Here is a 25,523-nt window from a genome sequence, read left to right as displayed (position 1 = left end):
TTAGTCGCCATCCGTTTCAGTTATGAGGCCAGCCGCAGCCAATGTGGCGCGCACCGCCGGGATCGACAAGCGTTTCCCCGCCTCGAGCTCCAGTGCATCGGCAACGCGCAGGATCGCGATATGGCTGCGCTCGATCCGCTTCGCGATCCAGGCGATCACTTCGGGCTTGGCGTGGAGCAGATGCCGCTCGAAGGCGCGGGCGAGCAGCTGGGGGATGAGCGTATCGTCGGGCGGGCCGATCTCGAGCAAGGGCGAGGCGGCCAGGCGCGAGCGCAGATCGGGCAGCTTCACTGCCCAGCTCGGCGGCGCGGCCTGGGCGATGATCAGCAGCGGCTTGTGCTCGGCCTGGGCCTGGTTCCAGGCGTGGAACACCTCGGTCTCCTTGCCGAGATCGGCATCGTCGAGGATGCGCGCGCCGGTCTTCGCTGCGAAGATGCGGCCGAGCAGGCTGCGGCCGGACTTGCGCGGCCCGGTGAGCAGCGCAGACATCACCGGCCAGGTACCCCAATGTTCGAGCTGGTGGACGGCGCGGGCGTTGGAGTCGCTGACCAGGAATTCCGTCTCGCGCGCTTCGGGAAGGCCCAGCGGCAGGCGAAGCTGCGTCATCCGCCGTTCGGGGTCGCCGTGGCGGTGCCGGTCGGCGCCGGTATCGGTTGCGCCGGGCCGGTGCTGGACGGCCGGCGGATGCGCAGCACCCCTGCCCCCTCCTGCACGGACCAGCCGCGCGCCTCGAGCTGGGCGCGCAGCCCCGGAATCGCGCCGTCATAAGTGACGCGCATCACCGAGATGCCGCCCAGTGCCAGGCTGGAAGTGATCGCCGAGCGCACGCCCGGAATGCCGCGCAGCGCGGCCTCTCCGGCATTGACCGAGCCGACATTGGGCGTGTCGAACTGGATGTTGACCGAATTGCCGGTGGCGGCCGCGCTGGCCTCCGGCGTCGGCGTGGCGGCGTCGGTCGACGCGTCCTCCGGCTTCTCCTCCTCGGTCTTGGCCGCGGGCGGACGGGTGGCGAGCAGCCGGTCGGTATGAAGCAGGCCGAGCGCGAGCGCCTGCTGATAGGCCTTGTCGAGCCGCTGGACGCCGGCGTCCATCAGCGTGTCGAGCGAATCGCCATTGTCGACCCGCAGGGCGAAATCGGCGATCTTCTGGCGATCGGGGCCGTGGCTGGCGGAGAAGATGCCGATGATCGGCCCGCCGGGATATTCGCGGCGCAGCTGCACCTCGGCGATCAGCACGTCGGCGGCGCCATATTGATCGAGCACCGAGCGCCACCAGTTGCGGCCGCGGCGCAGCGTCTGGCCGGCGTTGAGCAGCATCGAATCGGGGCCGTTGCCCTGGACGCGGACATAGTCGAGCGTGCTGCCGCCGCTCTTGAAGCGGTTCCAGGCACGCGCCCAGGCGGTGTCGCGCTCGAACACCAGCCCGCTGCCGCCCGAATACATCAGCGGCACGATCAGCATCGGCGGCGACTGGTTGACCGCGACCGACACGCCGAGGATGCCGCCGGCCTTGTTGCGGTCGAACAGCACGCTGAGCTTGGCGATGTAGCGGGTCGGGCCGATCTGCTCCTGCTCGACGACGATGCCGGTAACGATCGAATCGAGCGCCGAATCGGACATGCTCGACGCCTTGCCGGTCAGCTTGCGCGACAGCATCTCCCAGCCCCGGCGCTGGGCGAGGCGCCAGCCGCCATAGCGGGCGGCATCGGCATCCTTGCCCTTCACATCGACGTCGACACCCGAGACCTCGAAGCTGCCCGAAGCGTCGATCGGCACGGCGCTGCCGCCGCTCTTGCCCTCGCCTTCCGCCCACACGGCGCCCAGCCCCGCAAGCGCGAGCGCGGAGGCGATGCCGATGGTGAGGGATTTGCGGGCAAGGGTCATGCAGCGGCCCTTTTGGCGAAGGGCGCGGGGAAATCCAAGCGCAGATGTAACAAAAGCAAGGTCAGCGGAGGCCGCTTGCCAGGGAAGTTAGTGCGCTTCGTCCGGGAAACGATCGAAATAATGGGGCAGCAGTTCCGGGGTGCGCGTCAGGAAGGCGCGGTCTTCCTTCACCATCCGACGGATGGCCAGCATCGGGATCGGGGATTGCAGCGGTTTCAGGCGAGTGTCGATGACGCTGGCTTCCTGGCAGCTGCTGTAGAACTGTCCGAGCATCAGCCCCTTGCGCACGAACGATGGCTTGAGCCGCTTATGGGCGCGCTCAAGCTCGGCGTGCCCCTCGGGATCGTCGAGCGCGGGATAGGCGACGATCACCGACTTGTAGATATCGCGCGGATCGGAAAAATCGACCTTTGCCAAGAAGAAGGCCTCGGCGGTGGTGACGCTTCGATCCATGGCATCGTCGCCCGGGCGATCGCGGAATACGGAGACCCAGATCTGCTCGCTGTCCAGCGACTTGGCACTGGCCGGGCATACCACGCGTTCGGTCGTCCCTCCGTGGCGGCGGCCGCATAGATAGCGCGAGACCCAGGCATAGACGACGTCCGCCGGGTCCCCGAACGCCTCTGGAGGCGTGGACACATAGCTATCGTCCCTGGAGCAGACCGTGAATTCCATGCATCGCATACCCGAGCCAGTCGGAGTGCGCTGTACGAGCGCTCTCCTGTTTACACTACGGAGACCTCCAAAGCATCCGCCTCCGTTATATGTAGCCAGTCGAGAAGCTCCTCCCCCATGAGTTCTTCAAATTCTACGACAGCTGCTGCGATTTCTTGAGGCGTACGAGTCGCCTGAGACTTGGCAATGATCGCAAATGCAGGTTCGTGCAAGGTGCGCCATCTTGCGATCGCCCGCTTCTGCGTCCCATAGCGGTGCCCGAGACTACGCGTGTTCTGTGCCGCATAAGTACTGATAATTAATGTAGAAACAGCAATGGCGATCAGCCAGGTGAAGGTCAGTGGATGTTCTGCTGCCTCGGCCGGCGCCCATTGACCAAGGTTGCCGCCGAAACGGATCAAAGCGCTGATCGCTGCCAGCACGAAGAACCACAGCAGCCAGGCGCCGCGGCGCTTGCCGATGGCGCCGATCCGTGACGATGCATCGTTGAACCAGCGAACCTGGCGCAGCACACGCTTCTGCAGATAGCGCTGGCGGGCTTCCTCGGGAACCGAGGGCAGCGCTCCGATCCTGGATGCAAGCAGCGCCTGGCGCGCATTCCAGGCGGCCATCACCTGCTCCTCGATCTCGCCGGCGCCTTCGGGAATCTCCTGCGCCACTTCGGCGCGACGTGCGCGATAGGCGGTGGCCTCATCTTCCGGCGGCAGAAATACCCGATCGGTGGTGATCCACTGACGCAGCAATTCGGCGCGTGCGCGATAGATCATCCATTTCCGTCGGCGCCGATGCGAGCGGACGACCGAAATCAGGGCGAAGCCGATGGCCGCCACATCCAGAGACAGTGCGCCAAGGCGGAAACCGGGACTGGCATGGCCGATGGCTAGCTCCCAGGCAGCAATCGCGAAGGACAGGCACAGCATGATCCCTGCGCCGTAGAGGTGGTTGACGACGTCATTCTGGAGCGCGATCGCACTGGCGTGATCTTCGAGGAACAGGGCATGCGCCGGGTCCGCTGGCTTGGGTGCGGGGCCTTCCGGCTCGAGCGCCGGCTTGCTGGCCTGTTCCGCGCTTCGATAGGTGTGGTTCCGCACGCGGGAAATCAGGGCGAGGATTGCCTGGGTCAGCAGCAGCGCGGCCACGGGCGCGGCGATGATCCAGGCGAGGGCGGCTTCGGGACTCAAGCTTGCATCCTGTTCTCCCTGAACAGGCGCCTGCGCGGCTGAATGCGCGGTGACCATGGAATTCGTCATTGGCATCAGACCCCCCGGTACAATGCTTTTCTGAGGGTAACTTCAGGCGATCTTTCTGAGCAGGAACGCCATTGTGTTGGTGTCGTCGTCGGCGCGCTTCCAGTCGATATCGAACCCTCTCTGGACCACCCATTCCTCGAACTTCTGGGCGTTGTACACGGTGGTCACCGCAAGTGGCACGCGCGTCTCTTCCACCTCCGTGCCATTGCTCCGCAGATGGCCCTCAAGGCGCTTGAGATAGATGTTGATGTTGATTCCTGCAGGGACGCTGGTCGTCGTCGTCTTCAGGTCGAACTCGAACTCGGCCTTGCTGAAGGGCATGTCGGTGAGCGCTTCGATCATGCCGAACGCGAAGCGATTATGCCCGTCCTTGTTATATTCGGCAGTCAGCTTGGCAAAGTTCTCGGCAGAGACCTGATCGCCGCGTGCGCCCCCGCCGAGGCGATGAAGGCGGATATCGATCAGCAGATGGTCGCCCACATTCATGGCGTCGCGGATATCGCGTAGTAGTTCGTCCTCGGGCGAGTTCTGCAGAGTAAACCCCAGCAGCGAGAAGAAATTTCTTGAAGGGTCATGTCCGAAGACGCTCTTATAGCGAGAAAGGCCGCTGAAGTCTCCAAGTATCGCTTTGATATTCTTGAGGTTATTTGCAATTTGCTTGTCTCGGATAACCCGAGCGGTTGCCGTCTGGAGCAGTTCCACCGATAAATCGAAGGGGTAGTAATGGAGCAGGTTGCAGTTCGCCATAAGTGCGCGCAGCAACGAAACATCGATGCTGCCATCGCCGGGCCCCAGGCTGATAAAATCGACATTCTCGCCGACCAGCTTGGCCTGCTTGACGACTTCCTCCGCCACCTCGGAATAGAATCCGAAGAGACGGTTGTGCGCAAAGTTGGAATCTCCGCTGATATTCAGCCAATTCTGCGCCCCGTGCATGCCCAAATAGTTGAATTTCAACTCCGGCGTGCCGCCGCCGAGCATCCGGTCTTCCGCCTCCTTGTAGAGCATGAGGCTGTTTGTCCCGTGCGTCATCGACGAATCCACCAGGAACTCCGTGAAGTGCCCGCGCGGGGAGGAGAACTTCTTCCCTTTTCCGTTTATTTTCGCGGGTGCGGGATTCTGCGTTGCAACAAGGTTCAGGAGTCGGCGGAACAGGGGATCGTCAGGGTTCACCACGCAGGCGTCGTCAGCAAGCGGATCCCTGAAGCTATGCCCAGGTCCCTTGTTCAGATAGCCACTGCCGCGGGTTACCGGGCTGCATCCTGCGTCACGGAGCGCGTCGACGAGCCGGTTGCGCGATTCCGGTGAATCGTCGATTTCGACGTAGTTGTAGCCGTGCAGATCCGAAATTCCGCGAAGCTCCTCACCTTTCACTCGCACGAGGATCGTGCCTTTCAGCCCCTTCCTGGCGATCGCATAGCCGGTTTCGAACAATACGTTGCCGCGGGGCTGGTATCCGAAATCCTCGTCGCCAAGTTCCGGTCGTATCCGTGCCAAATCGTCGCCTGTCCAAAGAACGATGACGCAGTGACATTTATCTATTCCAGCCTGAACGATGCTGAGAGTAGATTCCGTGGCACTTTCCGTTGACGCGCGGGCGTCGTCCCAGCCGTCGACCTTTAAATCGAGCGACTGGAGGAAATTTGTCATTGCATTACGTACGGCTTTGTTCTCGTGCGAGTACACAACGAAGACGCTATTATTTGCCGGATCCAATGGGCCCCCTCCCAGCGACAATAGATCGACAGTTTCAAGGAAATTGTAGCAAGTCAACCGACACTCCGGTCCGGTACGGGCATATGCCAGGGTTCGGCGAGGTTGCCGTTGCGGGGTGACGGCGGAGAAAGACGGCGCTATGCGCGCCGCATGAGCGACCAGCAGAACTATACCTATGCCCAGGCGGGCGTCTCGATCGCGGCCGGCAACGCGCTGGTCCGGGCGATCGGCCCGCTCGCCAAGTCCACGCGGCGCACCGGTGCCGATGCCGATCTCGGCGGGTTCGGTGGGGTGTTCGACCTGAAGGCGGCCGGGTTCACCGATCCGCTGCTGGTCGCGGCGAACGACGGCGTGGGCACCAAGCTCAAGCTCGCGATCGACCATAACGCGCACGACGGCGTCGGCGTCGACCTGGTCGCGATGTGCGCCAACGACCTGATCGTTCAGGGCGCCGAGCCGCTGTTCTTCCTCGACTATTATGCCAGCGGCAAGCTGGTGCCCGAGACCGCCGAGCGCGTGATCGCCAGCATCGCCGAAGGCTGCCGCCAGGCCGGCTGCGCGCTGATCGGCGGCGAGACCGCCGAGATGCCGGGCATGTATGCCGAGGGCGACTATGACCTCGCCGGCTTCTGCGTGGGCGCGGTCGAGCGCGACCAGCTGCTCGACGGCAGCAAGATCCAGCCGGGCGACGTGCTGCTCGGCCTGGGCTCTACGGGCGTCCACTCGAACGGCTTCTCGCTGGTCCGCCGCCTTGCCGCGGACAAGGGCTGGAAGATGGACCGCCCTGCCCTGTTCGACCAGGAGGTGATCCTGCTCGACGCTCTGATGGCGCCGACGCGCATCTATGTGCAAAGCCTGCTTCCGCAACTTCGCAAGGGCGCGATCCGCGGCCTGGCACACATCACCGGCGGCGGCCTGCTCGAGAATGTCCCGCGCGTGCTGCCCGCGGGCTGCCATGCCAGGATCGATGCCGGCGCCTGGCCGCTGCCGCGGCTGATGGCCTTCCTGCAGGCGCAGGGGAACATCGAGCCGGAGGAAATGGCGCGCACCTTCAACTGCGGTGTCGGCATGGTCGCGGTGGTTTCGCCCGACGTTGCGGAAGCGGTGAAGGCCGACCTCTACGATGCAGGCGAAGAAGTGTTCGTGATCGGCAGCGTCGAAGCGGGCGAGCGTGGTTGCACCGTGTTCGGCTCGGGCGAAACCTGGAGCGCGCGGGGCGACTGGAGCGCAACGCACAATGCTTGACGCGAGGCGTATCGCCTCTTTCCGGTCATCCCCGCGCAGGCGGGGATCCATCATCACTGGCGGTATCGAATGGATCCCCGCCTGCGCGGGGATGACGGTTGATTGGCGAGCAGGTTCGCAATGAACCGTCGCAAGCTCGGCATTTTGATCTCCGGGCGCGGTTCGAACATGGCCGCGCTCGTCGAGGCCGCCAAGGCGCCCGACTGCCCCTATGAAGTCGCGCTCGTCGCGAGCGACAAGCCCGAGGCCGAAGGGCTCGCCTGGGCGGCGGCGCAGGGCGTGGCCACCTTCGCGCAGAGCCCCAAGGGCATGCCCAAAGCCGACTATGAGGCGATGATCGACGCGGCGCTGCGCGCGGCGGGCGTCGAGGCGATCGCACTGGCCGGCTATATGCGGTTGCTCTCCGACGATTTCGTCGCGCGCTGGCGTGGCCGCATCGTCAATATCCACCCCTCGCTGCTGCCCAAGTACAAGGGGCTCGACACGCACCGCCGCGCGCTGGTGGCGGGCGACATGGTCGCGGGCTGCTCGGTGCATGTCGTCACCGAGGAGCTCGACGCGGGCGAAGTGCTCGGCCAGGCCGAGGTGCGGATCGCGGCGCGCGATACGCCGGAAAGCCTTGCGGAGCGTGTGCTGGCGGAGGAACATCGCCTCTATCCCCGGGTTGTCGCGCAATGGCTGGCACGCTGAGCCCTGATCCCGATTCCGCCCTCGCCCAGGTCCGGGCGATCACGCTCGAGCTTCCCGAAAGCGCGGAGCGACCGAGCCATGGCCAGCCGACCTTCTTCGTCGCGGGCAAGCAGTTTGCCCAGTTCCGCCACGATCATCATGGCGACGGCCGCACGATCGTCGCGGTGAAGACTGCCGATGACGAGGAAGGGCTGAACCTGATCGCGATCGCGCCCGAGACCTATTCGAAGGTCGCTTATTTCGGCGTCGGCTGGGTCGGGCTGTCGCTGGCCGGGCCCGACACCGACTGGGATTTCATCGGCGACCGGATCGCGCGGAGCTGGGAACTTGCCGCCCCGCGCCGGCTGCTCGAAGCCGGTGGGCGCTGAAATCTCGCGGTTTTTCGCGGCGTGCTTCGGATATTTTCCCGTTCATCTTTGTTGGTTCCCCAACGCGCGCCGCGCAAAGGGCGCCAAGTGCATTGGGACGAAAACATGGGACAGAAGATCTCCGAACCCGAAGGATATCCGGGTGTCGCTACTGCCGAGCAGGGCGTGGTGCTGCTCGACGGGCCCAATGGCGTGGCCATCGCGATGACGCCGCAGGCCGCGGAGGAAACCGGGCGCCGGCTCGTCGCGGCGGCGCAGGAAGCGGCAAGCCAGACCAGCGCGCAGGCGCATCCGAGCTGAGAGCCTTGCGCAAGCTCCCCTGGCCCCGCGATAAGGGGCGCCGATGATCAAGGTCGCCAGCTACAACATGCGCAAGTCGATCGGCACCGACCGGCGGCGCATGCCCGAGCGCACGCTGAAAGTGCTGTGCGAGATCGGCGCCGACATCGTCGCGCTGCAGGAAGCCGATCGCCGCTTCGGCGAGCGTGCGGCGGTGCTCACCCAGCACCTGCTCGCCGAGCATAGCGACTACAAGCCGGTCCCCTTCGGCACCAAGGCGCGTTCGATGGGCTGGCACGGCAATGCGCTGCTGGTGCGCAAGGACGCGACGATCCTCGATTGCGAAGCGATCCACCTGCCCGCGCTGGAGCCGCGCGGCGCGGTGATGGCCGATGTCCGCCTCGCCAGCGGCAAGGTGGTGCGCGTGGTGGGCATGCATCTCGATCTTTCGGGGCTGTGGCGCCGGCGCCAGGCGCATGCGATCATCACCCATCTTCAGGCGAGCACGCACCAGCATCCGACGATCCTGATGGGCGATCTCAACGAATGGAGCGCCGGCTCGGGCTGCCTGCGCGATTTCTCCAGCCATTTCGCCTTCGCGCCCACCGGCAAGAGCTTTCACGCCCGCCGCCCGATGGCACGGCTCGACCGGATCATGGCGAGCCGCGAGTTGACGATCACCGGTGCCGGGGTGCACGACAGCCTGCAGGCGCGCACCGCGTCCGACCACCTGCCGATCTGGGCGACTATAAAGCTTTAATGGCCGAAACGCGCGACAAGGAACTGCGGCTCGCACTGGTCTGCTATGGCGGGATCAGCCTTGCCGTGTACATGCACGGCATCACCAAGGAGATCTGGCGCCTCGCCCGGGCGAGCTGCGCCGAGCGCGACGGCAGCGATGCCAGTCCCGACGTCTATCGCGAGCTGATCGAGGAGATTCGCGAGACTTCGGGGGTGAACCTGCGCGTGTTAGTCGACATTCTCGCGGGCGCCAGCGCGGGCGGGATCAACACGGTGTTCCTCGCCCAGGCGATCGCCACCGGCCAGTCGCTCGACCCGCTGACCGACCTGTGGATGGACAATGCCGATGTCGAGGCGCTGCTCGAACCGCGCCAGCGCCCCTCGCACCGCTTCGCCAAGCTCTGGGCGGTGCCGATCGCCTGGCTGGTCGCCAACCGCTCCAAGACGGTGGACGAGACGGTGGAGGCCGGCGCGCGCGACGAAGTGCGCACCAAGCTCGAGCATTTCGTCCGCTCGCGCTGGTTCGAGCCGCCCTTCGGGGGCAAGAGGCTGGCCAACACGATTCTCAATGCCTTCGAGGCGATGGCCAAGGGGCCGAAGGACAAGCGCCTGCTGCCCGACGGCCAGCCGCTCGACCTGTTCGTCACCGTCACCGATTTCCGGGGGCATCCCGAGGCGCTGCGGCTCAATTCGCCCGCGAGCGTGATCGAGAACGAGCACCGGCTGGTCTTTTCCTTCACCGATCATGGCTGGCCCGGCGAGCATTTCGCCGATGCGGCGAGCCTGACCTTCGCGGCGCGCGCCACCTCGAGCTTCCCGGGCGCCTTCCCGCCGATGACGGTAGGCGAGATGGACGAGCTGCTCGCCGAGCGGAAACAGGCCTGGCCCGAGCGCGACGCGTTCCTCGAGCGGATGCTGCCGCGGCAATGGGAAGCCAATCGTGCTGAAAAGGCAGTGCTGATCGACGGATCGGTGCTCGCCAACGCGCCCTTCCGCCCGGCGATGGAGGCGCTGAAGGAGCGCCCGGCCCGCCGCCAGGTCGACCGGCGCTTCGTGTTCGTCGATCCCTTCCCCAATTTCCGCTTCGATTTCTACGGATCGAATGACGAGAAGCCGGGCTTCTTCGCGACGATCATCGGCGCGCTTTCCGAGCTGCCGCGCGAGCAGCCGATCCGCGATAACCTCGATGAAATCGCCCGGCGTTCGCACCGGATCGAGCGGATGCTGGCGATCGTCGCCGAGATCCGCGCCGAAGTGGAGACGCAGGTCGAGGCGCTGTTCGGCTACACGCTGTGGCTCGACTGGCCGACGCCCAAGCGCCTTGCCGCCTGGCGCCGCCGCGCCCAGGTCGCTGCCGCGGCCAAGGCGGGATACGGCCATACCGCCTATGGCCTGCTCAAGGTGGAAGGTGCGATCGAGCGCACCGCGCGGCTGCTCTACACCGTGGGCGAACGGCACGGCCCCGAGCGGCTGCACGAGATCCGCGAGGCGCTGGCCGCCACGGTCCAGTCGCGCGGGGCGGACCAGTTCGGGGCGACGCTCTCGAACGGCGCCTCGCCCGAGACGCTCGAATTCCTGCGCGCCCACGACCTGGGCTTCCGCATCCGGCGGCTGCGGCTGCTCGCGCGGCGCCTCACCGAGATCGACCTGCCGACCAGCCATGGCGAGCTGAAGCCGATGCGCGAGGCGATCTATGATTCGCTCGCTGCCTATCTCGAGCTCAAGCGCGCCGACACCTATGCCGACCTGCGCGATGAAATCCGGATGATGACCGACGATGCCGGTCCGGTCCTCGATCGGCTGGCCGAGCGGATGCAGCTCAAGAAGCTCGATGCAGAGACCGATGCGCGGCTGGCGGCGGGGCTGAGCACGCTCTCCAAGGAGCTGCGCCGCCCGCTCCTGCTCGCGCATCTCGGCTTCCCCTTCTACGACATCGCCACGGTGCCGCTGCTCCAGGGCGAAGGCGTTGACGAGTTCGATCCCATCCGGGTCGACCGCATCGCGCCCGACGACGCCACTGCGATCCGTACCGGCGGCGCGGAGGCGACGCTCAAGGGCATCCAGTTCAACAGCTTCGGCGCCTTCTTCAGCCGCGCCTATCGCGAGAACGACTATCTCTGGGGCCGCCTGCACGGCGCCGACCGGCTGATCGACATCGTGCTCTCGACACTCGACCTCGCGGCGCGCCTTCCGGAAGAGCGGGTGACGGCGATCAAGCGGCGCGCCTTCCATGCGATCCTCGACGAAGAGGAGAAGCGGCTCACCACGATCCCGGGGCTGTTCGCAGAGCTGCGTGCGGAGATCGACAATCCCCCTCCCCACCGGGAAGAGGGTGGCCGAGCGTAGCGAGGTCGGGAGAGGGGCATGTTCATCGCCTTGCCCCTCTCCCTTCCGCCGACTGCGTCGGCTCCTTCCCTCTCCCCGGCGGGGAGAGGGAGAATGGGCGTCTGGCCAAACCGCCCTGCCCGCCCTAAAACCACCTTCGCCTCAAACGGGAAGGGAGACGGATGCGGTTTCTGAAGGTGCTGTTCTGGCTGTTGCTGGGCGGCCTCGTCGCGGGCTTCGTGATCTACAATGGCGACGAGCGCGTGAACGTGCACCTGTGGAGCGGCCTGATCGCCGATTTCAGCCTGCCGCTGCTGCTGATCCTCGTCTTCCTCGCCGGGCTGCTGCCTGCCCTGCTCGCCTATCATGCGCTGCGCTGGCGGATGCGCCAGCGGATCACCGGGCTCGAGCGCGCGCTTGCCGATCTGCGCGCGATCAACACCCTGCCCGAGCCGGTGGCCGCCGCGTCCGAGCCGACGCCCGCGCCTGCCACAGCCGCCACGCCGGCCCCTGCCACCCCGCAGCCCGGCCTGCCGCTGGGAGACGCGCAATGAGCCCGATCTACGTCGCGATCGACACGCCCGATCTGGAGCGGGCCAAGGCCATTGCCACGCGCGTGAAGGCGCATGTCGGCGGGATCAAGCTCGGCCTGGAATTCTTCATGGCGAACGGCCGCCACGGCGTGCACGAGATGCACGATATCGGCCTGCCGATCTTCCTCGATCTCAAGTTCCACGACATCCCCAACACCGTCGCCAAGGCAATCCAGGCGCTGCGCCCGCTCGAACCGGCGATCCTGACCGTGCATGCCGCCGGCGGCCGCGCGATGTTGGAGGATGCCAAGGCCGCGGCGCCGACCGGCACAAAGGTTGTCGCGGTGACGATGCTCACCAGCCTCGACGACAGCGACCTGACCTCGATCGGCCTCAAGCCCGATCCGCACGAGCAGGTGATGCGGCTGACCGAGCTGGCGAGGTCGGCAGGCGTCGACGGCATCGTCTGCTCGGGCAACGAAGTTGCAGCCGCCAAGAAGCTCTGGCATGACGGCTTCTTCGTCATCCCCGGCGTGCGCCCGGCGAACGGCGTGATCGGCGACCAGAAGCGCGTGGTCACCCCGCGCGCCGCGCTCGATGCCGGCGCCTCGATCCTGGTGGTCGGCCGCCCGATCACTCAGGCCGCGGACCCCGACCTCGCCGCGCGCGAGATCGAAGCGACGCTCTGATGCCCGTCGCCGCGCTGCTGCTGGCGCTGCTGGCCGTGCCGGCGGTGTCGCAGGACGACGGCGTCGTGATCTTTGCGCCCGACAAGACCGCGGCGATGCTGGTCCAATGCTCGCGTGCCACGCCGAAGGCGGGAGAGAGCGGCTGGACGCCCGGCATGGGCGATATTGCGCGCATGGAGGCGAAGCTGCCTGCCGCGCTCCGGCTGATGCGCCCCGATCCGTTCCTGCGGAAGGAATTGGAGGCAGTGCCCCGGGGCTGGCTCCGCCAATATGTCGGGATCATCCGGGGCGGGAAACGCTACATCTACGGCAGCTACGCGCCCGATACGCCGGGTCACCGCAGCTATTGGCGCACCCAGCCGATCGATATCTGCGACGGCGGCCCGACCAATTTCGGCGCCGAATATGATGTCGAGAGCGACGCGATCGACCATCTCGCCTTCAACGGCATGGCCTGAACGGCGCATGCTCCCCGGCTTTCACCGGGGAGCGGTCCGGTCAATGCGCGCCGCCGTTCAGCACTGCGAACACCTTCTCATAGTCCCCGCGCGCCTCGGCGAAGCGAAGGAACTTGACCCGCTCGGTCAGGTTCTCGGGCGCGCCGGCTTCGAGCTGGGCCATGGTCTCGGCGATATAGTCGGCGAGCGGCATCGAGTTGGGATCCTCGGCATGGCCGGGCATCAGGTCGGTCGCCACGGCCGGCGGGACGATCTCGATCACCTCCACGTTGGTATCGCGCAGCTGGTAGCGCAGCGACTGGCTCCAGCTGTGGATCGCCGCCTTGGTCGCGCCATAGGTCGGCGTGAGCGTGAGCGGGACGAAGGCCAGGCCCGAGCTGACGGTGATCACCGTCGCGCTGGGGCGGGCGAGCAGGTGCGGCAGCAGCGCGGCGTTGAGGCGGAGCGGCCCGAGCAGGTTGGTGGCGATCGTCGCCTCGGCGATGGCGAGATCCGATCCCGGCGCGGCGAGCGTCTCGGCCTGCATGATCCCGGCATTGTGGATCACCACGTTCAGGTCCGGGTGCGCGGCGACGATCTCGGCGGCGAAGCGGGCGATGTCGGCCGGGTCGCTCACGTCGAGCGTCGCGGTGACCATGCCCGGATTGGCGGCGGCGACCGCTTCGAGCGCCCCAGCGCGGCGGCCGGAGAGGATCACCTTGTTGCCGCGCGCATGCAGCGCCTCGGCAAGTGCGCGGCCGATGCCCGATCCGCCGCCGGTGATGAGGATGGTGTTGCCGGTCATGTCCATGTTCGGGGTCCTTTCGACTGTCTGGACGCCGGATATCGTGTTGTGGTACCCATTGGGGAGTAGGCACCCAAAATATTTATACATACCTTTTGGAAACCATGGCGACCCATCCCCATCACGACTATCCCGATCTCGATCCGCGCGTGGAGGCGCTGGTCACCGAGATCATCGGTCGCGTCGCCGACAAATGGACGATGATCGTGCTCGAGGCGCTGACCGAGCATGGCGAGCTGCGCTTCTCCAAGCTGCGCGCCGAATGCGCCGGGATCAGCCAGAAGATGCTCACCCAGACGGTGCGCGCGATGGAACGCGACGGGCTGCTGATCCGCACCGTCCACCCGGTGATCCCGCCGCGCGTCGAGTATCGCCTCACCCCGCTGGGCGGCAGCCTGGCTGAGGCGTTCTGCGGGGTGTGGGTATGGGCGGCGCGCAACCTGGAGCGGATCGAGGCGTCGCGGGCCGAGTTTGATGCGCGGGGGACGGAGTAGTTTCCCTCTACCCGTTCCCCGGCGAAAGCCGGGGCCCAGGGCTTCTCTGCCGTGTCGCTCCGTTACTCTGGGCCCCTGCTTTCGCAGGGGAACAGCTTTGCTTGGGACGGCGACGCTTGCCAAAGCCGCCGCGCAGTCCGACAGAGCGCGCCATGCCGGAACCCGTAACGATCCGTCCCGCGACCCGCGAAGACCTTCCCGCGCTCCATCCGGTGATCGAGCGCGCCTATCGCGGCGAGAGCGCCCGAGCGGGCTGGACGCATGAGGCGGACCTGATCAAGCAGGGTGCCCGCACCGATCTCGCGACACTCGAAGCGATTGTCGTCGATCCCAGTCAGCGGCTGCTGGTCGCATGCTGGGGTGCCGGTCCGATCGGTTGCGTGCACGTCAACGACATTGGCGGCGGGCGCGCCTATCTGGGGCTGTTGTGCGTTGATCCGATGCTCCAGGCTGGGGGGCTGGGCAAGCAACTCGTCGCCGCAGCGGAGGCCTGCGCGCGCCAGTTGTTCGGCTCACAGATGATGGAAATGACGGTGTTCGAGCAGCGGACGGAGCTGATCGCCTTCTATGAGCGGCGAGGCTATCGTCGTGCAGGCGAGAAGCGCGACTATTCGATACTGCTCGATCCGCCGCTGTTCATGGACGTGCTGGTGAAGCCGCTCAGCCCCGCCGCCAGTGCATGACGAGATGCCCCTCGGTCGGTAACGGTTCGCCGCGCTCTCCGCGGGGTTGTGCGAAGCGTGCGCGCGCCTTGAGCAGCGCGCAGGTGCGCTGGCCGGTGGCGCCTTGCGACGCCGTACAGCTGGCGATCCGCCCGTCGGTTCCGATCGTGAAGCGCATATCGACTTCGACATCGCCGCGGCCCTGGGTGACCAGGGAATAATCCCTGTCCGTCATCCATTGCGGCGGCGATGAACGCGGAAGCGCGCCGCCGAACTGCGATTCGACCATCACCATCGCCGGCTGCGCGCGCCAACGCACGAGCAGCTGGTCCTCGCCGGCGACGGCCGTGCCGGTTTCGTCATGCGCCGGGCGATATGCGCCGCGCGCGACAATCAGCGCGCAGCTCAAGTTACGCAGGCGCGCCGACGCGTCGGAATACAGCACCTTGCAATCCTGCACAGCGCCGTCGGCCCCGATCTTGAAGGCGAGGTTGACCACGCCCTCCTCGCGTTTCGCGAGTGCTTCTGCGGGATAGTCCTGCGTGCTGATCCACTGGGCCGGGCTGCTGGCAAAGCTTTGTGCGGCCGCGGGATGCGCGAGAACCGCGAGCGCGGCAGTGCCGAAGAACAGAAGGCTGCGCAGCGTCAACATATCCCCCACCCCAAATTTCCTGCGGCTTGTACAACGCCCGGAATTGCCCGACTAGGCTCGCATGCCCGTCACCGCCAAGATCTGCGGCCTGTCCACGCCCGATACGCTCGATGCGGCGATCGCCGGCGGGGCGAGCCATGTCGGCTTCGTATTCTTCCCGCCCTCCCCGCGCAACGTCTCGTTCGAGCCGGCGCGCGCGCTGATCGCGCGGGTGCCGGCGCATGTCGGCACGGTGGGGGTGTTCGTCGATCCGGACGAGGCGCTGCTCAGCGCGGCGCTGGCGACGGGGATCAAGGCAGTGCAGCTCCACAAGACCGCTCCGGAGCGCGCTGCGGCAATCCGCATGCGCGTGCCTGTCTGGGCGGCGGTGGCGGTGAAGACGCGCGCCGATGTCGATCACGCGGCGGCCTATCGCGGCGCGGCCGATCGTATCCTCTATGACGCCAAGACTCCCGAGGGCGCCGCGCTGCCGGGGGGCATGGGCCTGCGCTTCGACTGGAAGCTGCTCGAGAACCTGCCCCAGCCCCTGCCCTGGGCGCTGTCGGGCGGGCTCGATGCCGGCAATGTCCGCGAAGCGGCGGGCGTGACCGGCGCGAAGCTTGTCGATGTCTCCTCGGGCGTGGAAAGCGCGCCGGGCGTCAAGGATGTTGCCAAGATCGCCGCATTCCTTAAAGCGGTGGCGCAATGTTGAGGCCGTTCGCCCCCGTCCGCATCGGATTTCGATGGCGTTGATCGCTCGCTCCCACGCCAGCGCCCGCCATCCGAAAACCAGAGAGACGCAATGACCGATACTGCCATTTTGCCGAACAGCCTGCGCAACCTGCCCGACGAGAACGGCCATTTCGGCCAGTTCGGCGGCCGCTTCGTCGCCGAGACGCTGATGCCGCTGATCCTCGATCTGGAGCGCGAGTATCGCGCGGCCAAGGCCGATCCGGCGTTCAAGGCCGAGTTCGACGATCTGCTCGAGCATTATGTCGGTCGCCCTAGCCCGCTCTACTTCGCCGAGCGGCTTACCGAGCATTACGGCGGCGCCAAGATCTATTTCAAGCGCGAGGAGCTGAACCACACCGGCGCGCACAAGATCAACAACTGCATCGGCCAGATCCTGCTCGCGAGGCGGATGGGCAAGACCCGGATCATCGCCGAGACCGGTGCAGGCCAGCACGGCGTTGCCACCGCCACCGTGGCGGCGCGCTTCGGCCTGCCCTGCGTGATCTTCATGGGCGCCAAGGATGTCGAGCGGCAGAAGCCCAACGTCTTCCGGATGAAGCTGCTCGGTGCCGAAGTACATCCCGTCACCTCGGGCGCCGAAACGCTCAAGGACGCGATGAACGAGGCGCTGCGCGATTGGGTCGCGAACGTCCACGACACTTTCTACATCATCGGCACCGCCGCGGGCCCGCACCCTTATCCGGAGCTGGTTCGCGACTTCCAGAGCGTGATCGGCATCGAGGCGCGCGAGCAGATCCAGAAGGCTGAGGGCCGCCTGCCCGACCTGCTGATCGCCGCCGTCGGCGGCGGATCGAACGCGATCGGGCTGTTCCACCCCTTCCTTGACGACAAGGACGTCGCGATGATCGGCGTGGAAGCCGCCGGCCACGGCATCGAGACCGGCCAGCACGCTGCGTCGCTCAAGGGCGGCTCCCCGGGCATCCTCCACGGCAACCGCACCTATCTGCTTCAGGACGAGGACGGCCAGATCACCGAGGCGCACTCGATCTCGGCGGGCCTGGACTATCCGGGCATCGGCCCCGAGCATAGCTGGCTGCACGAGAGCGGCCGGGTGGACTATCTGCCGATCACCGACCAGCAGGCGCTCGACGCCTTCCAGCTCTGCTGCAAGCTCGAAGGGATCATCCCGGCGCTTGAATCTTCGCATGCGCTTGCAGCTTTGGAGACCAAGGCGCGGGAAATGGGGCCGGACCAGATCATCGTGGTCAACGTCTCGGGCCGCGGCGACAAGGATATCTTCACGGTGGCCGGGCATCTGGGGGTAGAGCTGTGAGCTCGCCCAACCACACCCCGTCACCCCGGCCTTGTGCCGGGGTCCACGGTGCCGTCCGTGCTGGACAAGAGGCTCTGATCGCATTGCGTGCCGCCCGGTGGACCCCGGCACAAGGCCGGGGTGACGAAGAATGAGCAGATTGAGTGACGCCTTCCCGGCCAACCGCGCTGCGCTGGTCACCTTCATCACCGCGGGCGACGGCGATACCGCCGCCAATCTCGACGCGCTCGTCGCGGGCGGTGCCGATGTGATCGAACTGGGCATGCCCTTCACGGATCCGATGGCCGACGGCCCGGCGATCCAGGCGGCGAACCTGCGCGCGCTCGGTGCCGGCACGCGCACCGTCGATGTGCTTGCCATCGCCAGCGGCTTCCGCGCACGCCACCCGAACGTGCCGCTGGTGCTGATGGGCTATGCCAACACGATGACCCGGCCGACGCCCGAGGCCTTTGCCGCCAAGGCTGCCGAGGCCGGCGCGGACGGCGTGATCATCGTCGATATCCCGCCCGAGGAAGCGCCCGAAGTCGCGCCCTTCACCGCGAGCGGCATCGACGTCATCCGCCTCGCCACCCCCACCACCGATGCCGCGCGCCTGCCGGCGGTGCTCAAGGGCGCATCGGGCTTCCTCTATTATGTCTCGGTCGCCGGGATCACCGGGCTGCAACAGGCCGCCCAGGGCTCGATCGAGGATGCCGTGGCGCGGCTCAAGGCGGCCACCGACCTGCCCGTCGCCGTCGGCTTCGGCGTCCGCACGCCGGAACAGGCCGAGGCGATCGCCCGCGTGGCGGACGGTGTGGTCGTCGGCTCGGCAATCGTTGAACTCGTCGGAAAACACGGGAAGGATGCGCCGGAGCAGGTCCGCGCCTATATCCGTTCCCTCAAGACGGCCGTGGAGGCCGCAAGGAAAGAAGTCGCATGAGCTGGATCGATCGCGTCCGCAACGTCCTCGCCTTCACGCCCAAGAAGGAAACCCCCGACAATCTCTGGCACAAGTGCAAGGGTTGTGGGCAGATGACCTTCATGAAGGAGCTGGAGGCGAACCAGCATGTCTGCCCGCATTGCGATCATCACGATCGCATCGGCCCAGCCGAGCGCTTCCAGTATCTGTTCGACGAAGGCAGCTACACCGTGCTCGCCGTGCCGAAGGTCGCCGAGGATCCTCTCAAGTTCCGCGACCAGAAGCCCTATCCGGCGCGCCTCAAGGCCGCGCGGACCAGCACCGGCGAGCAGGACGCCTTCATCAACGCATCGGGCACGATCCTCGGCCGCAAGGCTGTGATCGGCGTGCAGGACTTCGCCTTCATGGGCGGATCGATGGGCCAGGCCGTGGGTGAGGCGTTCATCCAGGGCGTCGAAGCGGCGATCGCGGCCCGCGCGCCGTTCATCGCCTTCACCGCTTCGGGCGGCGCGCGCATGCAGGAAGGCATCCTCAGCCTGATGCAGATGCCGCGCACCACCGTGGCGATCGAAATGCTCCACGATGCGGGGCTGCCCTATATCGTCGTGCTGACCGATCCGACCTCGGGCGGTGTGATGGCGGCCTATGCGATGCTCGGCGACGTCCAGATCGCCGAGCCGCGCGCTACTTTGGCCTTCACCGGCCGCCGCGTGATCGAGAACACGATCCGCGAGAAGCTGCCCGACGATTTCCAGACCTCGGAATATTATCGCGAGCACGGGCTGATCGACATGGTCACCCACCGCAAGGAGCTGCGCGAGACGCTGGGCCAGCTGATCGGGCTGCTCTGCGAGGGGAAGCGGGCGGCGTAATTTCTTCTCCCCCTCCTCTCCAGAGGAGGGGGCCGGGGGGTGGAGGCTCTGGCCTGCATGCTCGCGGCACGCACCCTCCCCTAACCCCTCCCTTGGAAGGGAGGGGGATTGAGAAGCCATGGCCGACCACGCAACCTCCTCCGATCCCCATGTCCAGCGCCAGCTTGACCGGCTGACCGCGCTCTCGCCCGGCGCCGATATCCTCGGGCTCGAGCGGATCACTCGCCTGCTCGAGCGTGTCGGCAGCCCGCAGCTTGCGCTGCCGCCGGTGCTCCATGTCGCCGGCACCAACGGCAAGGGATCGACCTGCGCGTTCCTGCGCAGCGCGATCGAGGCCTCGGACATGCGCGTTCATGTCTATTCGAGTCCGCATCTCGTCCGCTTCAACGAGCGTATCCGCCTGTCGGGCGAGCTGATCGCCGATGCGATCCTGGCGCCGTTGCTCGAGGAAGTGCTCGATGCCGGCGGCGATATCGGCGCGAGCTTCTTCGAAGTCACTACCGCCGCCGCCTTCCTCGCCTTTGCGCGGGTGCCGGCGGATGCACTGATCCTTGAGGTTGGTCTGGGCGGCAGGCTTGATGCGACCAATGTTGTCGCCCAGCCGGCGGTGACCGGCATCGCGCAACTCGGTATCGACCACCAGAGCTTTCTCGGCGACACGCTGGAGAAGATCGCGGCGGAGAAGGCCGGCATCGCCAAGCCCGGCGTGCCGCTGGTGACGATGCGCTACGCCCCGCACATCGCCGAGATCGTCGCCGCTGCCGGTGCACCGGTGTTCGCGCAAGGCACTGCCTGGGACTTTGCCGTGCAAGGCGACCGGCTCCAATATGGCGATGCGCGCGGCGAAGTGGAGACGCCTTTGCCTGCCATGGCCGGGCCGCACCAGCCTGCGAACCTCTCGCTCGCGATCGCGATGCTGCGGCATCAGCAGGCGCTCGCGGTGCCCGATACGGCCTTTGCCGGCGCGGCGGCGAACACGCGCTGGCCGGCGCGCATGCAGAAGCTTGGCGACGGCCCCCTCCTCCACCTCCTGCCCCCGGACAGCGAATTGTGGCTCGACGGCGGGCACAACGAAGCCGCTGCCGCCGCGGTGAGCACCACGCTCGCCCAGGTGGCGCAGGGCCGCCCGGTGCAGCTGGTGCTCGGCATGCTGTCGAACAAGGACGCGCAGGGCCTGCTCGCGCCGTTCGCCAGGCTTGCCGCGGGGCTGCACGCGGTGCCGGTGCCGGGGCACGAGCATCATGCGCCGTCGCGACTCGCCGAAGTCGCCCAGATGCTCGGCATCCCGCATGCCGCGGTGGCGCCCGATGTGCCCCGCGCGCTCACCGCCATCGCCCGCCCGGGCGGTGCGCCGGTGGTGCTGGTGCTGGGCTCGCTCTATCTGGCGGGCACGGTGCTCGAGGCGAACGAGGAAGTTCCCGTCTAAACCCCTGCAGTTCCCCGGCGAAAGCCGGGGTCCAGGGTTTCTCTAAGGTATCGCTTGCTAAGGTATCGCTTGTGACCCTGGGCCCCGGCTTTCGCCGGGGAACGGTTCCACAAACGCGACCAATCGCATCCGGCATTCTTTGCTATTGCGATTGACTATCAATAGCGGATGCGCAAGATTTCCGATCACAGCGATCGGAGTCCTCATGACCGTCAGTGCCACGCTTACTGCCCTGCCCGAACTCCAGCCCGAGGATCCCGGCGCGCGTCTGCTCTTGTTCGGGGTACGCCAGATGGGCGCGCACGGCATCCATGACGCCTGCACCGCGCATGCCTTCGTCACGGCGTTCGGCAAGGGCTTCCAGCGCCCGCTCGTGCTGCTGCGCGCGATGATGCAGGAGATGTCGGCGCTCTCCGCCGGGCCGATCCAGATCGCGCCCTGGTGTTGCGCGCGGATGACCGGCGCGGAGGCGGCGCTGCTCCAGATACTCGCCCGCGTGCGCACGCAGCCGCAAACCTCGGCGGTGCTGCTGGCGGATATGCTCGGGGTGCGCGACGCTACCGGCGTGCTGATCACCGCGCACGCGCTGGCCAATGCCTTCGCCGATATGGGGCTGGCGCTCGATCAGTAGGATTGGCGCTCAGTAAGGCCGGCGATCAGCGAAGCGCGTCCGGCGGCAGCCGGATGTCGGTGAGCTTCCATTCCAGCCCCCGCAGGCGGAACACCAGGATGGCGCCGTCGCCGCGCGCCAGTTCGAACCGGTCGAACGCCGTACGGCGATAGCGCATCTCGCTTGCCTTCACGCGGATCGTGCCGGGGCGCTCCTCGCTTTCGGTCAGCGGCGCGGCGGCGAAGATGAAGCGCATGCCCTCGGGTGAGACGGCGGCATCCACCACGGTATCGGCGATCCCGGAGCGGACCAACGCCCCCAATACGCCGCCCTCGCCATTGCCCTGCATCCGGGAGGAAAGCTGGTCCTTCACGCTGGCGCGCACCGCCGGGAAATCGACATGGCTGGCGAGCGCGTCGACATCGCGCGCCTCGGCGGCCCGTTTCATCTGCCACAGCGTGTATTTGGGCGAGCCCCAGGCCCAGCCGCCCGCCGCGAGCAGGGCGATCACCAGCAGCGCTATCAGCCAGCGCTTCACGCGGCGATCCCCTTGGCCCGCAGCGCCGCCAGCGCCTCGCCGGCCCAGCGATACATGTCCGCCTCGGCCGCGCGCTGCTGGCGGTCCATCCGCTTCATCCGCTTCTCGACTTCTTCGAGCACGATCAGCGCCTTGCGGTCCCAGCCCTGGGCGATCAGCAGCGCGGCATAGCGGCAGCGGGCTTCCTCGCCGGGCATGCGGGTAACGACGTCGCCATAGAGCGCGAGCGCTTCGTCGGTGCGGCCGAGATGCTCGAGGATCTTGGCGCGGAGCAGTTGCTGGCGGTCCTTCTCGCTCTGGCCGAGCGGATCGGGAATCGCATCGAGCAGCGCCAGCGCCTCGACGCCCTGTCCGGTCTCGTAGAGCGCGGCGGCGAGCTTGCCCTGGGTGCGGACATCGGGATCGCCCGCGGTCATCCGGATCGACTCGCGGTAGAAGGGTACCGCTTCGCTGTGCCGGCCGAGATCGGCCATCGCATCGGCCACGCGCAGCCGGTTGGCGGCGGTATCGGCTAGGTCGAGCGCCTCGCGGGCGGCACGCAGCTCACGCTCGGGATCGATCGCCGCCACCGCCTTGGCCCGGGCGGTGCGGACATGCCGGTTCTGCCCCAGGCCGGGCAGGATCTCGACGAAGAAATAGGCGATTGCGCTGACCACGGGCAGGAAGATCAACGCCGTGACCCACATCGGGTTGCCGCCGCGCCGCATCAGATGGACGATGCACGCCACCTGCAGCCCGATGATCAGCAGATAGGGCATCAGGCGCCCTTGCCTGCTGCCGCAGCCGCTTCGCCGCCCTCGCCTTCGGTGCCTGCCGTGCCGATCGAGCGGTCGACCAGGCCGGTGCGCATCATCCACCAGTAGATGAGCACGCCGGGCAGCGCGATCAGCGTGGTGAGCAGGTAGAAGTTCACATAGCCCATCTTCTCGATCAGCGTGCCGGCGGTGGTGCCAGTCAGGAAACGGCCGAGGATGCTCGCGCCTGCCGAGATCAGCGCATATTGCGCGGCGGTGAAGCGCAGATCGGTGAGCGCCGAGAAATAGGCGATGACGACGACGCCGCCGAAGCCGCTGGCGATGTTCTCGAAGCCGATCGCCGCGGCCATGCCGATATTGCTGTGCCCCGCCGCGGCCAGCCCGGCGAAGCTGAGGTTGGAGACTGCCATCAGGATCAGGCTGAGCATCACCGATCGCTTCATCCCCATCCGCGCATAGAGCACGCCGCCGATGAACACGCCGATCATATACGCCAGGAAGCCCAGCGCCACGTCGTAGAAGGCGATCTCGTCATTGGTGAAGCCGAGATCGTCGAACAGCAGGCGGAAGGTGAGGTTCGCCAGCGTGTCGCCGATCTTGTGGACCAGGATGAAGACCAGCACGATCAGCGCGCCCTGGCGCTGGAAGAACTCGACGAACGGCCCCCAGATCGACCGGGCGACGGTGGCGATGCTGCGGCGCTCGGCGGGTGCGCGGTGCCGCTCGGGTTCGCCGATCACCAGGCCGGCGACGATCGCGGGCAGCGCGAACAGCGCGCAGATCAGATAGGCCGCCTCCCAGCCGAAGCGTGCCGCAACGACCAGCGCCACCGCGCCGGCGCCGGCGGATCCGATCCGCCAGCCATATTGCGACATGCCCGAGCCATAGCCGAGCTGGCGCGGCTCGAGGATCTCGATCCGGTAGCCATCGATGACGATGTCATAGGTGGCGCCGGCCAGGCCGACCAGGATCGCGGCGGTGACCATCGGCCAGATGTTGTTCGGGTCTGCCGGGGTCATCGCCATGTTCGCCACCGCGGCCATCACCAGGATGCCGGCGATGATCAGCCAGGAGACGCGCAGGCCCAGCCGCCCGATGATCGGCAGCTTCACGCCGTCGATGATCCACGCCCAGAGGAACTTGAAGTTGTAAACCAGGATGGCGAGCGTGAAGGCGGTGATCGTCGCCTTGTCGATCCCGTCCTGCTTCAGCCGGCTGGTCAGCGTCGCGCCGATCATCGCGAAGGGAAAGCCGGAGGAGAGGCCGAGCGCGAAGGCGGCGAGCGGGGCGTTCTCGAAATAGGGGCGCACGCCGTCGGGCAGGTCGGCGCGCCAGTCCGCCGGCGCTGCCTTGCGACCGGCGAAGAAGGCGCCGGCCAGCGCGGCCAGCCCCAGCCAGTATCCGATCGCGGGGCGGATCGTGCTCGTCGCCAGGTCCTTGGGCGGCGAGAAGGCGGCGAACAGCACAGCGAGGATCAGCAGCACGCCGCCGACCGCGGCGGCGCCCACCATCAGGCTCGCCCCGCCGCGCTGCCGCCAGACGAAGCTGAGCACCAGGCTGGCGGCGATCACTAGCTGGCCGAGCAGGAAGGTCATCGAAGGCTTGAAGGCGCCGGTGCCGGTGATGAAGTCATAGCCGTGCACGCCCACAGGTGCACCCGCCGGGGCGGCCACGGTGAGCCAGGGCAAGGCGAGCAGCGCCAGCGCCGCCGCCAATGCCAGCTGCGCCGCCGGATAGGCCCATTGCGGCCGCGTCACCTGCTCCATTCCGTCTTGCCCCCATCAACTTTCGCGCAGAAACTAGCCAAAAATACTGGGAAGGATAGCCATGAACGCACCGACCGAGGGGCAATTGGCGCTGGCCGGAGCCCTGGCGCGCGGCGGATCGCGCGGGGAAGGCGAGATCGCGCATGTCGCGGCCTCGGTCTATACCAGCCCGGAGCGCTTCGCGGCGGAGCGCGACAGCGTCTTCGCCTGCGTGCCGCTGGTGATCGCGCCCTCCGCGTTGCTGCCCGAGCCCAACATGGCGATCCCGCATGACGGGTTCGGAAAGCCGTTATTGGTGGCGCGCGACAAGGCGGGCGTGGCGCATGTCTTCCTCAACGTCTGCCGGCATCGCGGGACCAGGCTGGTCGAGGGCTGCGACGCCGTGAAGGGCGGCCGCCTGGTCTGCCCCTATCACGCCTGGACCTATGCGCTCGACGGCAGGCTGGTCGGCCTGCCCCGCCCCGAGACCTTCCCGGGCCTCGACAAGGGCGACTATGGCCTGAAGCGCCTGCCCACGCGCGAGGCAGGCGGGCTGATCTGGTTCTCCTTCGCCGAAAATGCCGATTTCACCGAGGCCGACACGCTGGCGCGCGACTTCGAGGCGTTCGACCTTGCCGGCCAATATCTTTTCCGGCGCCGCACGCACGACGTGCAGGCGAACTGGAAGCTGATCATGGACGCCTTTCTCGAGGCCTATCACGTCCAGCGCCTCCATGCCGCGACGATCGCCCCCTTCTTCAAGGACGGCGTCTCCACTGCCGACGCGATCGGCCCGCACCAGCGCTCGGCCGTGGGGCGCGAGGCGGCGCTCGCCGCGCTCTCTTCCGCCGACTGGGAGACGCTGCGTGCGGCGATCACCTACACCTATCAGATGTTTCCCGGCACGGTGCTGGTGGTCAGCCCCGACTATATCAACCTGATGGTGCTGATGCCGCAGAGCGAAGGCCGGGTGCTGGTCGAGGATTTCATGCTGATCCCCGAGCCGCCCGCCACCGAAAAGGCGCAGGCGCATTGGGAGAAGAGCTGGGAGCTGCTCGACGGCGGGGTGTTCGCCGCCGAGGATTTCCGGGCCTGCGAGCTTGGCCAGCAAGGCCTCGCATCGGGTGCGGTCGAGCGCGTGACCCTGGGTACGCTCGAGCTCGGCATCCGCCATTTCCACGACGCGGTTAACGCCCGGCTCCGGTAGAGCCCGGAACGGAATTCATCGCA

Annotated in this window: 28 protein-coding genes; 18 read left to right on the top strand and 10 right to left on the bottom strand. The window is 66.9% G+C overall.

Going from position 1 to position 25,523, the window contains the following annotated elements:
- From P6144_RS04645 to P6144_RS04625, 5 genes are all read right to left on the bottom strand, one after another.
- Positions 1 to 606 carry a DnaA/Hda family protein gene (locus P6144_RS04645; protein ID WP_277766533.1) on the bottom strand — a complete coding sequence of 202 codons (606 nt, stop codon included), beginning with the start codon at positions 604 to 606 and terminating at the stop codon, positions 1 to 3.
- Positions 603 to 1,883, bottom strand: coding sequence for a heavy-metal-associated domain-containing protein (locus tag P6144_RS04640; protein ID WP_277766532.1), 1,281 nt, complete (start codon positions 1,881 to 1,883; stop codon positions 603 to 605). The genes P6144_RS04645 and P6144_RS04640 overlap by 4 nt, the downstream gene beginning before the upstream one ends.
- Before the next feature lie 87 nt (positions 1,884 to 1,970).
- A complete protein-coding gene (locus P6144_RS04635; protein ID WP_277766531.1) occupies positions 1,971 to 2,558 on the bottom strand; it encodes a DUF6875 domain-containing protein in 588 nt (195 codons plus the stop codon).
- Between the two features lie 50 nt (positions 2,559 to 2,608).
- A complete protein-coding gene (locus P6144_RS04630; RefSeq protein ID WP_277766530.1) occupies positions 2,609 to 3,796 on the bottom strand; it encodes a hypothetical protein in 1,188 nt (395 codons plus the stop codon).
- Between the two features lie 54 nt (positions 3,797 to 3,850).
- Complete coding sequence (locus P6144_RS04625) at positions 3,851 to 5,494, bottom strand: L-histidine N(alpha)-methyltransferase (RefSeq protein ID WP_277766779.1); 1,644 nt, start codon at positions 5,492 to 5,494, stop codon at positions 3,851 to 3,853.
- 180 nt (positions 5,495 to 5,674) lie between these two features.
- Here P6144_RS04625 and purM point away from each other — a divergent pair, with 180 nt between their 5' ends.
- The 9 genes from purM to P6144_RS04580 all read left to right on the top strand — a co-directional run bounded on the left by purM (position 5,675) and on the right by P6144_RS04580 (position 12,852).
- The gene (gene purM / locus P6144_RS04620; protein WP_277766529.1) at positions 5,675 to 6,769 is read left to right on the top strand and encodes a phosphoribosylformylglycinamidine cyclo-ligase; all 1,095 of its coding nucleotides are present in this window, start codon (positions 5,675 to 5,677) and stop codon (positions 6,767 to 6,769) included.
- Positions 6,770 to 6,889: 120 nt separating this feature from the next.
- Positions 6,890 to 7,459 carry a phosphoribosylglycinamide formyltransferase gene (gene purN / locus P6144_RS04615; protein WP_277766528.1) on the top strand — a complete coding sequence of 190 codons (570 nt, stop codon included), beginning with the start codon at positions 6,890 to 6,892 and terminating at the stop codon, positions 7,457 to 7,459.
- A complete protein-coding gene (locus P6144_RS04610; RefSeq protein ID WP_277766527.1) occupies positions 7,444 to 7,827 on the top strand; it encodes an MmcQ/YjbR family DNA-binding protein in 384 nt (127 codons plus the stop codon). Before purN ends, P6144_RS04610 begins: the two co-directional genes overlap by 16 nt.
- Before the next feature lie 105 nt (positions 7,828 to 7,932).
- Positions 7,933 to 8,127, top strand: a complete 195-nt coding sequence (locus P6144_RS04605) for a hypothetical protein (RefSeq protein ID WP_277766526.1) — start codon at positions 7,933 to 7,935, stop codon at positions 8,125 to 8,127.
- A 43-nt stretch (positions 8,128 to 8,170) separates the two neighbouring features.
- Positions 8,171 to 8,866, top strand: coding sequence for an endonuclease/exonuclease/phosphatase family protein (locus P6144_RS04600; protein ID WP_277766525.1), 696 nt, complete (start codon positions 8,171 to 8,173; stop codon positions 8,864 to 8,866).
- The gene (locus tag P6144_RS04595; protein ID WP_277766524.1) at positions 8,866 to 11,193 is read left to right on the top strand and encodes a patatin-like protein; all 2,328 of its coding nucleotides are present in this window, start codon (positions 8,866 to 8,868) and stop codon (positions 11,191 to 11,193) included. Before P6144_RS04600 ends, P6144_RS04595 begins: the two co-directional genes overlap by 1 nt.
- A gap of 161 nt (positions 11,194 to 11,354) precedes the next feature.
- A complete protein-coding gene (locus P6144_RS04590) occupies positions 11,355 to 11,726 on the top strand; it encodes a lipopolysaccharide assembly protein LapA domain-containing protein (protein ID WP_277766523.1) in 372 nt (123 codons plus the stop codon).
- Positions 11,723 to 12,394, top strand: coding sequence for an orotidine-5'-phosphate decarboxylase (gene pyrF / locus P6144_RS04585; RefSeq protein ID WP_277766522.1), 672 nt, complete (start codon positions 11,723 to 11,725; stop codon positions 12,392 to 12,394). The genes P6144_RS04590 and pyrF overlap by 4 nt, the downstream gene beginning before the upstream one ends.
- Complete coding sequence (locus tag P6144_RS04580) at positions 12,394 to 12,852, top strand: hypothetical protein (RefSeq protein WP_277766521.1); 459 nt, start codon at positions 12,394 to 12,396, stop codon at positions 12,850 to 12,852. Before pyrF ends, P6144_RS04580 begins: the two co-directional genes overlap by 1 nt.
- Positions 12,853 to 12,892: 40 nt before the next feature.
- Here the strand turns inward: P6144_RS04580 and P6144_RS04575 are convergent, their stop codons facing one another.
- Complete coding sequence (locus P6144_RS04575) at positions 12,893 to 13,642, bottom strand: SDR family NAD(P)-dependent oxidoreductase (protein ID WP_277766520.1); 750 nt, start codon at positions 13,640 to 13,642, stop codon at positions 12,893 to 12,895.
- Between the two features lie 98 nt (positions 13,643 to 13,740).
- On the opposite strand from P6144_RS04575, the gene P6144_RS04570 reads away from it, so the two are divergent.
- Positions 13,741 to 14,130, top strand: coding sequence for a helix-turn-helix domain-containing protein (locus tag P6144_RS04570; RefSeq protein ID WP_277766519.1), 390 nt, complete (start codon positions 13,741 to 13,743; stop codon positions 14,128 to 14,130).
- A gap of 152 nt (positions 14,131 to 14,282) precedes the next feature.
- Positions 14,283 to 14,813 carry a GNAT family N-acetyltransferase gene (locus tag P6144_RS04565; protein WP_277766518.1) on the top strand — a complete coding sequence of 177 codons (531 nt, stop codon included), beginning with the start codon at positions 14,283 to 14,285 and terminating at the stop codon, positions 14,811 to 14,813.
- Here P6144_RS04565 and P6144_RS04560 read toward each other — a convergent pair.
- Complete coding sequence (locus P6144_RS04560; RefSeq protein ID WP_277766517.1) at positions 14,791 to 15,444, bottom strand: TonB family protein; 654 nt, start codon at positions 15,442 to 15,444, stop codon at positions 14,791 to 14,793. The two genes, P6144_RS04565 and P6144_RS04560, sit on opposite strands and share 23 nt — an antisense overlap.
- Before the next feature lie 61 nt (positions 15,445 to 15,505).
- On the opposite strand from P6144_RS04560, the gene P6144_RS04555 reads away from it, so the two are divergent.
- The 6 genes from P6144_RS04555 (at position 15,506) to P6144_RS04530 (ending at position 21,276) form a co-directional block, all read left to right on the top strand.
- A complete protein-coding gene (locus tag P6144_RS04555; protein ID WP_277766516.1) occupies positions 15,506 to 16,135 on the top strand; it encodes a phosphoribosylanthranilate isomerase in 630 nt (209 codons plus the stop codon).
- 90 nt (positions 16,136 to 16,225) lie between these two features.
- On the top strand, positions 16,226 to 17,449 hold the full coding sequence (trpB, locus tag P6144_RS04550) for a tryptophan synthase subunit beta (protein ID WP_277766515.1): 1,224 nt from the start codon (positions 16,226 to 16,228) through the stop codon (positions 17,447 to 17,449).
- 130 nt (positions 17,450 to 17,579) lie between these two features.
- Positions 17,580 to 18,368, top strand: coding sequence for a tryptophan synthase subunit alpha (trpA, locus tag P6144_RS04545; RefSeq protein WP_277766514.1), 789 nt, complete (start codon positions 17,580 to 17,582; stop codon positions 18,366 to 18,368).
- Positions 18,365 to 19,219: an acetyl-CoA carboxylase, carboxyltransferase subunit beta gene (accD, locus tag P6144_RS04540; protein ID WP_277766513.1), complete on the top strand. Its 855-nt coding sequence runs from the start codon at positions 18,365 to 18,367 to the stop codon at positions 19,217 to 19,219. The genes trpA and accD overlap by 4 nt, the downstream gene beginning before the upstream one ends.
- Before the next feature lie 118 nt (positions 19,220 to 19,337).
- A complete protein-coding gene (locus P6144_RS04535; protein WP_277766512.1) occupies positions 19,338 to 20,645 on the top strand; it encodes a folylpolyglutamate synthase/dihydrofolate synthase family protein in 1,308 nt (435 codons plus the stop codon).
- A gap of 205 nt (positions 20,646 to 20,850) precedes the next feature.
- Positions 20,851 to 21,276: a DUF6628 family protein gene (locus P6144_RS04530; RefSeq protein ID WP_277766511.1), complete on the top strand. Its 426-nt coding sequence runs from the start codon at positions 20,851 to 20,853 to the stop codon at positions 21,274 to 21,276.
- Between the two features lie 25 nt (positions 21,277 to 21,301).
- Here P6144_RS04530 and P6144_RS04525 read toward each other — a convergent pair whose 3' ends face one another.
- From P6144_RS04525 to P6144_RS04515, 3 genes are read right to left on the bottom strand one after another with little or no spacing between them, the layout of a single operon-like run.
- Positions 21,302 to 21,793 carry a DUF2939 domain-containing protein gene (locus P6144_RS04525; protein ID WP_277766510.1) on the bottom strand — a complete coding sequence of 164 codons (492 nt, stop codon included), beginning with the start codon at positions 21,791 to 21,793 and terminating at the stop codon, positions 21,302 to 21,304.
- A complete protein-coding gene (locus P6144_RS04520) occupies positions 21,790 to 22,551 on the bottom strand; it encodes a tetratricopeptide repeat protein (RefSeq protein WP_277766509.1) in 762 nt (253 codons plus the stop codon). The genes P6144_RS04525 and P6144_RS04520 overlap by 4 nt, the downstream gene beginning before the upstream one ends.
- Complete coding sequence (locus tag P6144_RS04515; RefSeq protein ID WP_277766778.1) at positions 22,551 to 23,870, bottom strand: MFS transporter; 1,320 nt, start codon at positions 23,868 to 23,870, stop codon at positions 22,551 to 22,553. The genes P6144_RS04520 and P6144_RS04515 overlap by 1 nt, the downstream gene beginning before the upstream one ends.
- Positions 23,871 to 24,375: 505 nt before the next feature.
- Between P6144_RS04515 and P6144_RS04510 the strand changes: the two genes are divergently transcribed.
- Complete coding sequence (locus tag P6144_RS04510; protein ID WP_277766508.1) at positions 24,376 to 25,500, top strand: aromatic ring-hydroxylating dioxygenase subunit alpha; 1,125 nt, start codon at positions 24,376 to 24,378, stop codon at positions 25,498 to 25,500.
- Positions 25,501 to 25,523 lie beyond the last annotated feature (23 nt).

It is taken from the genome of Sphingomonas sp. HITSZ_GF, from assembly GCF_029543155.1.
Classification (GTDB): Bacteria; Pseudomonadota; Alphaproteobacteria; order Sphingomonadales; family Sphingomonadaceae; genus Sphingomonas.
This window is presented reverse-complemented; position numbering and strand designations above follow the sequence as displayed.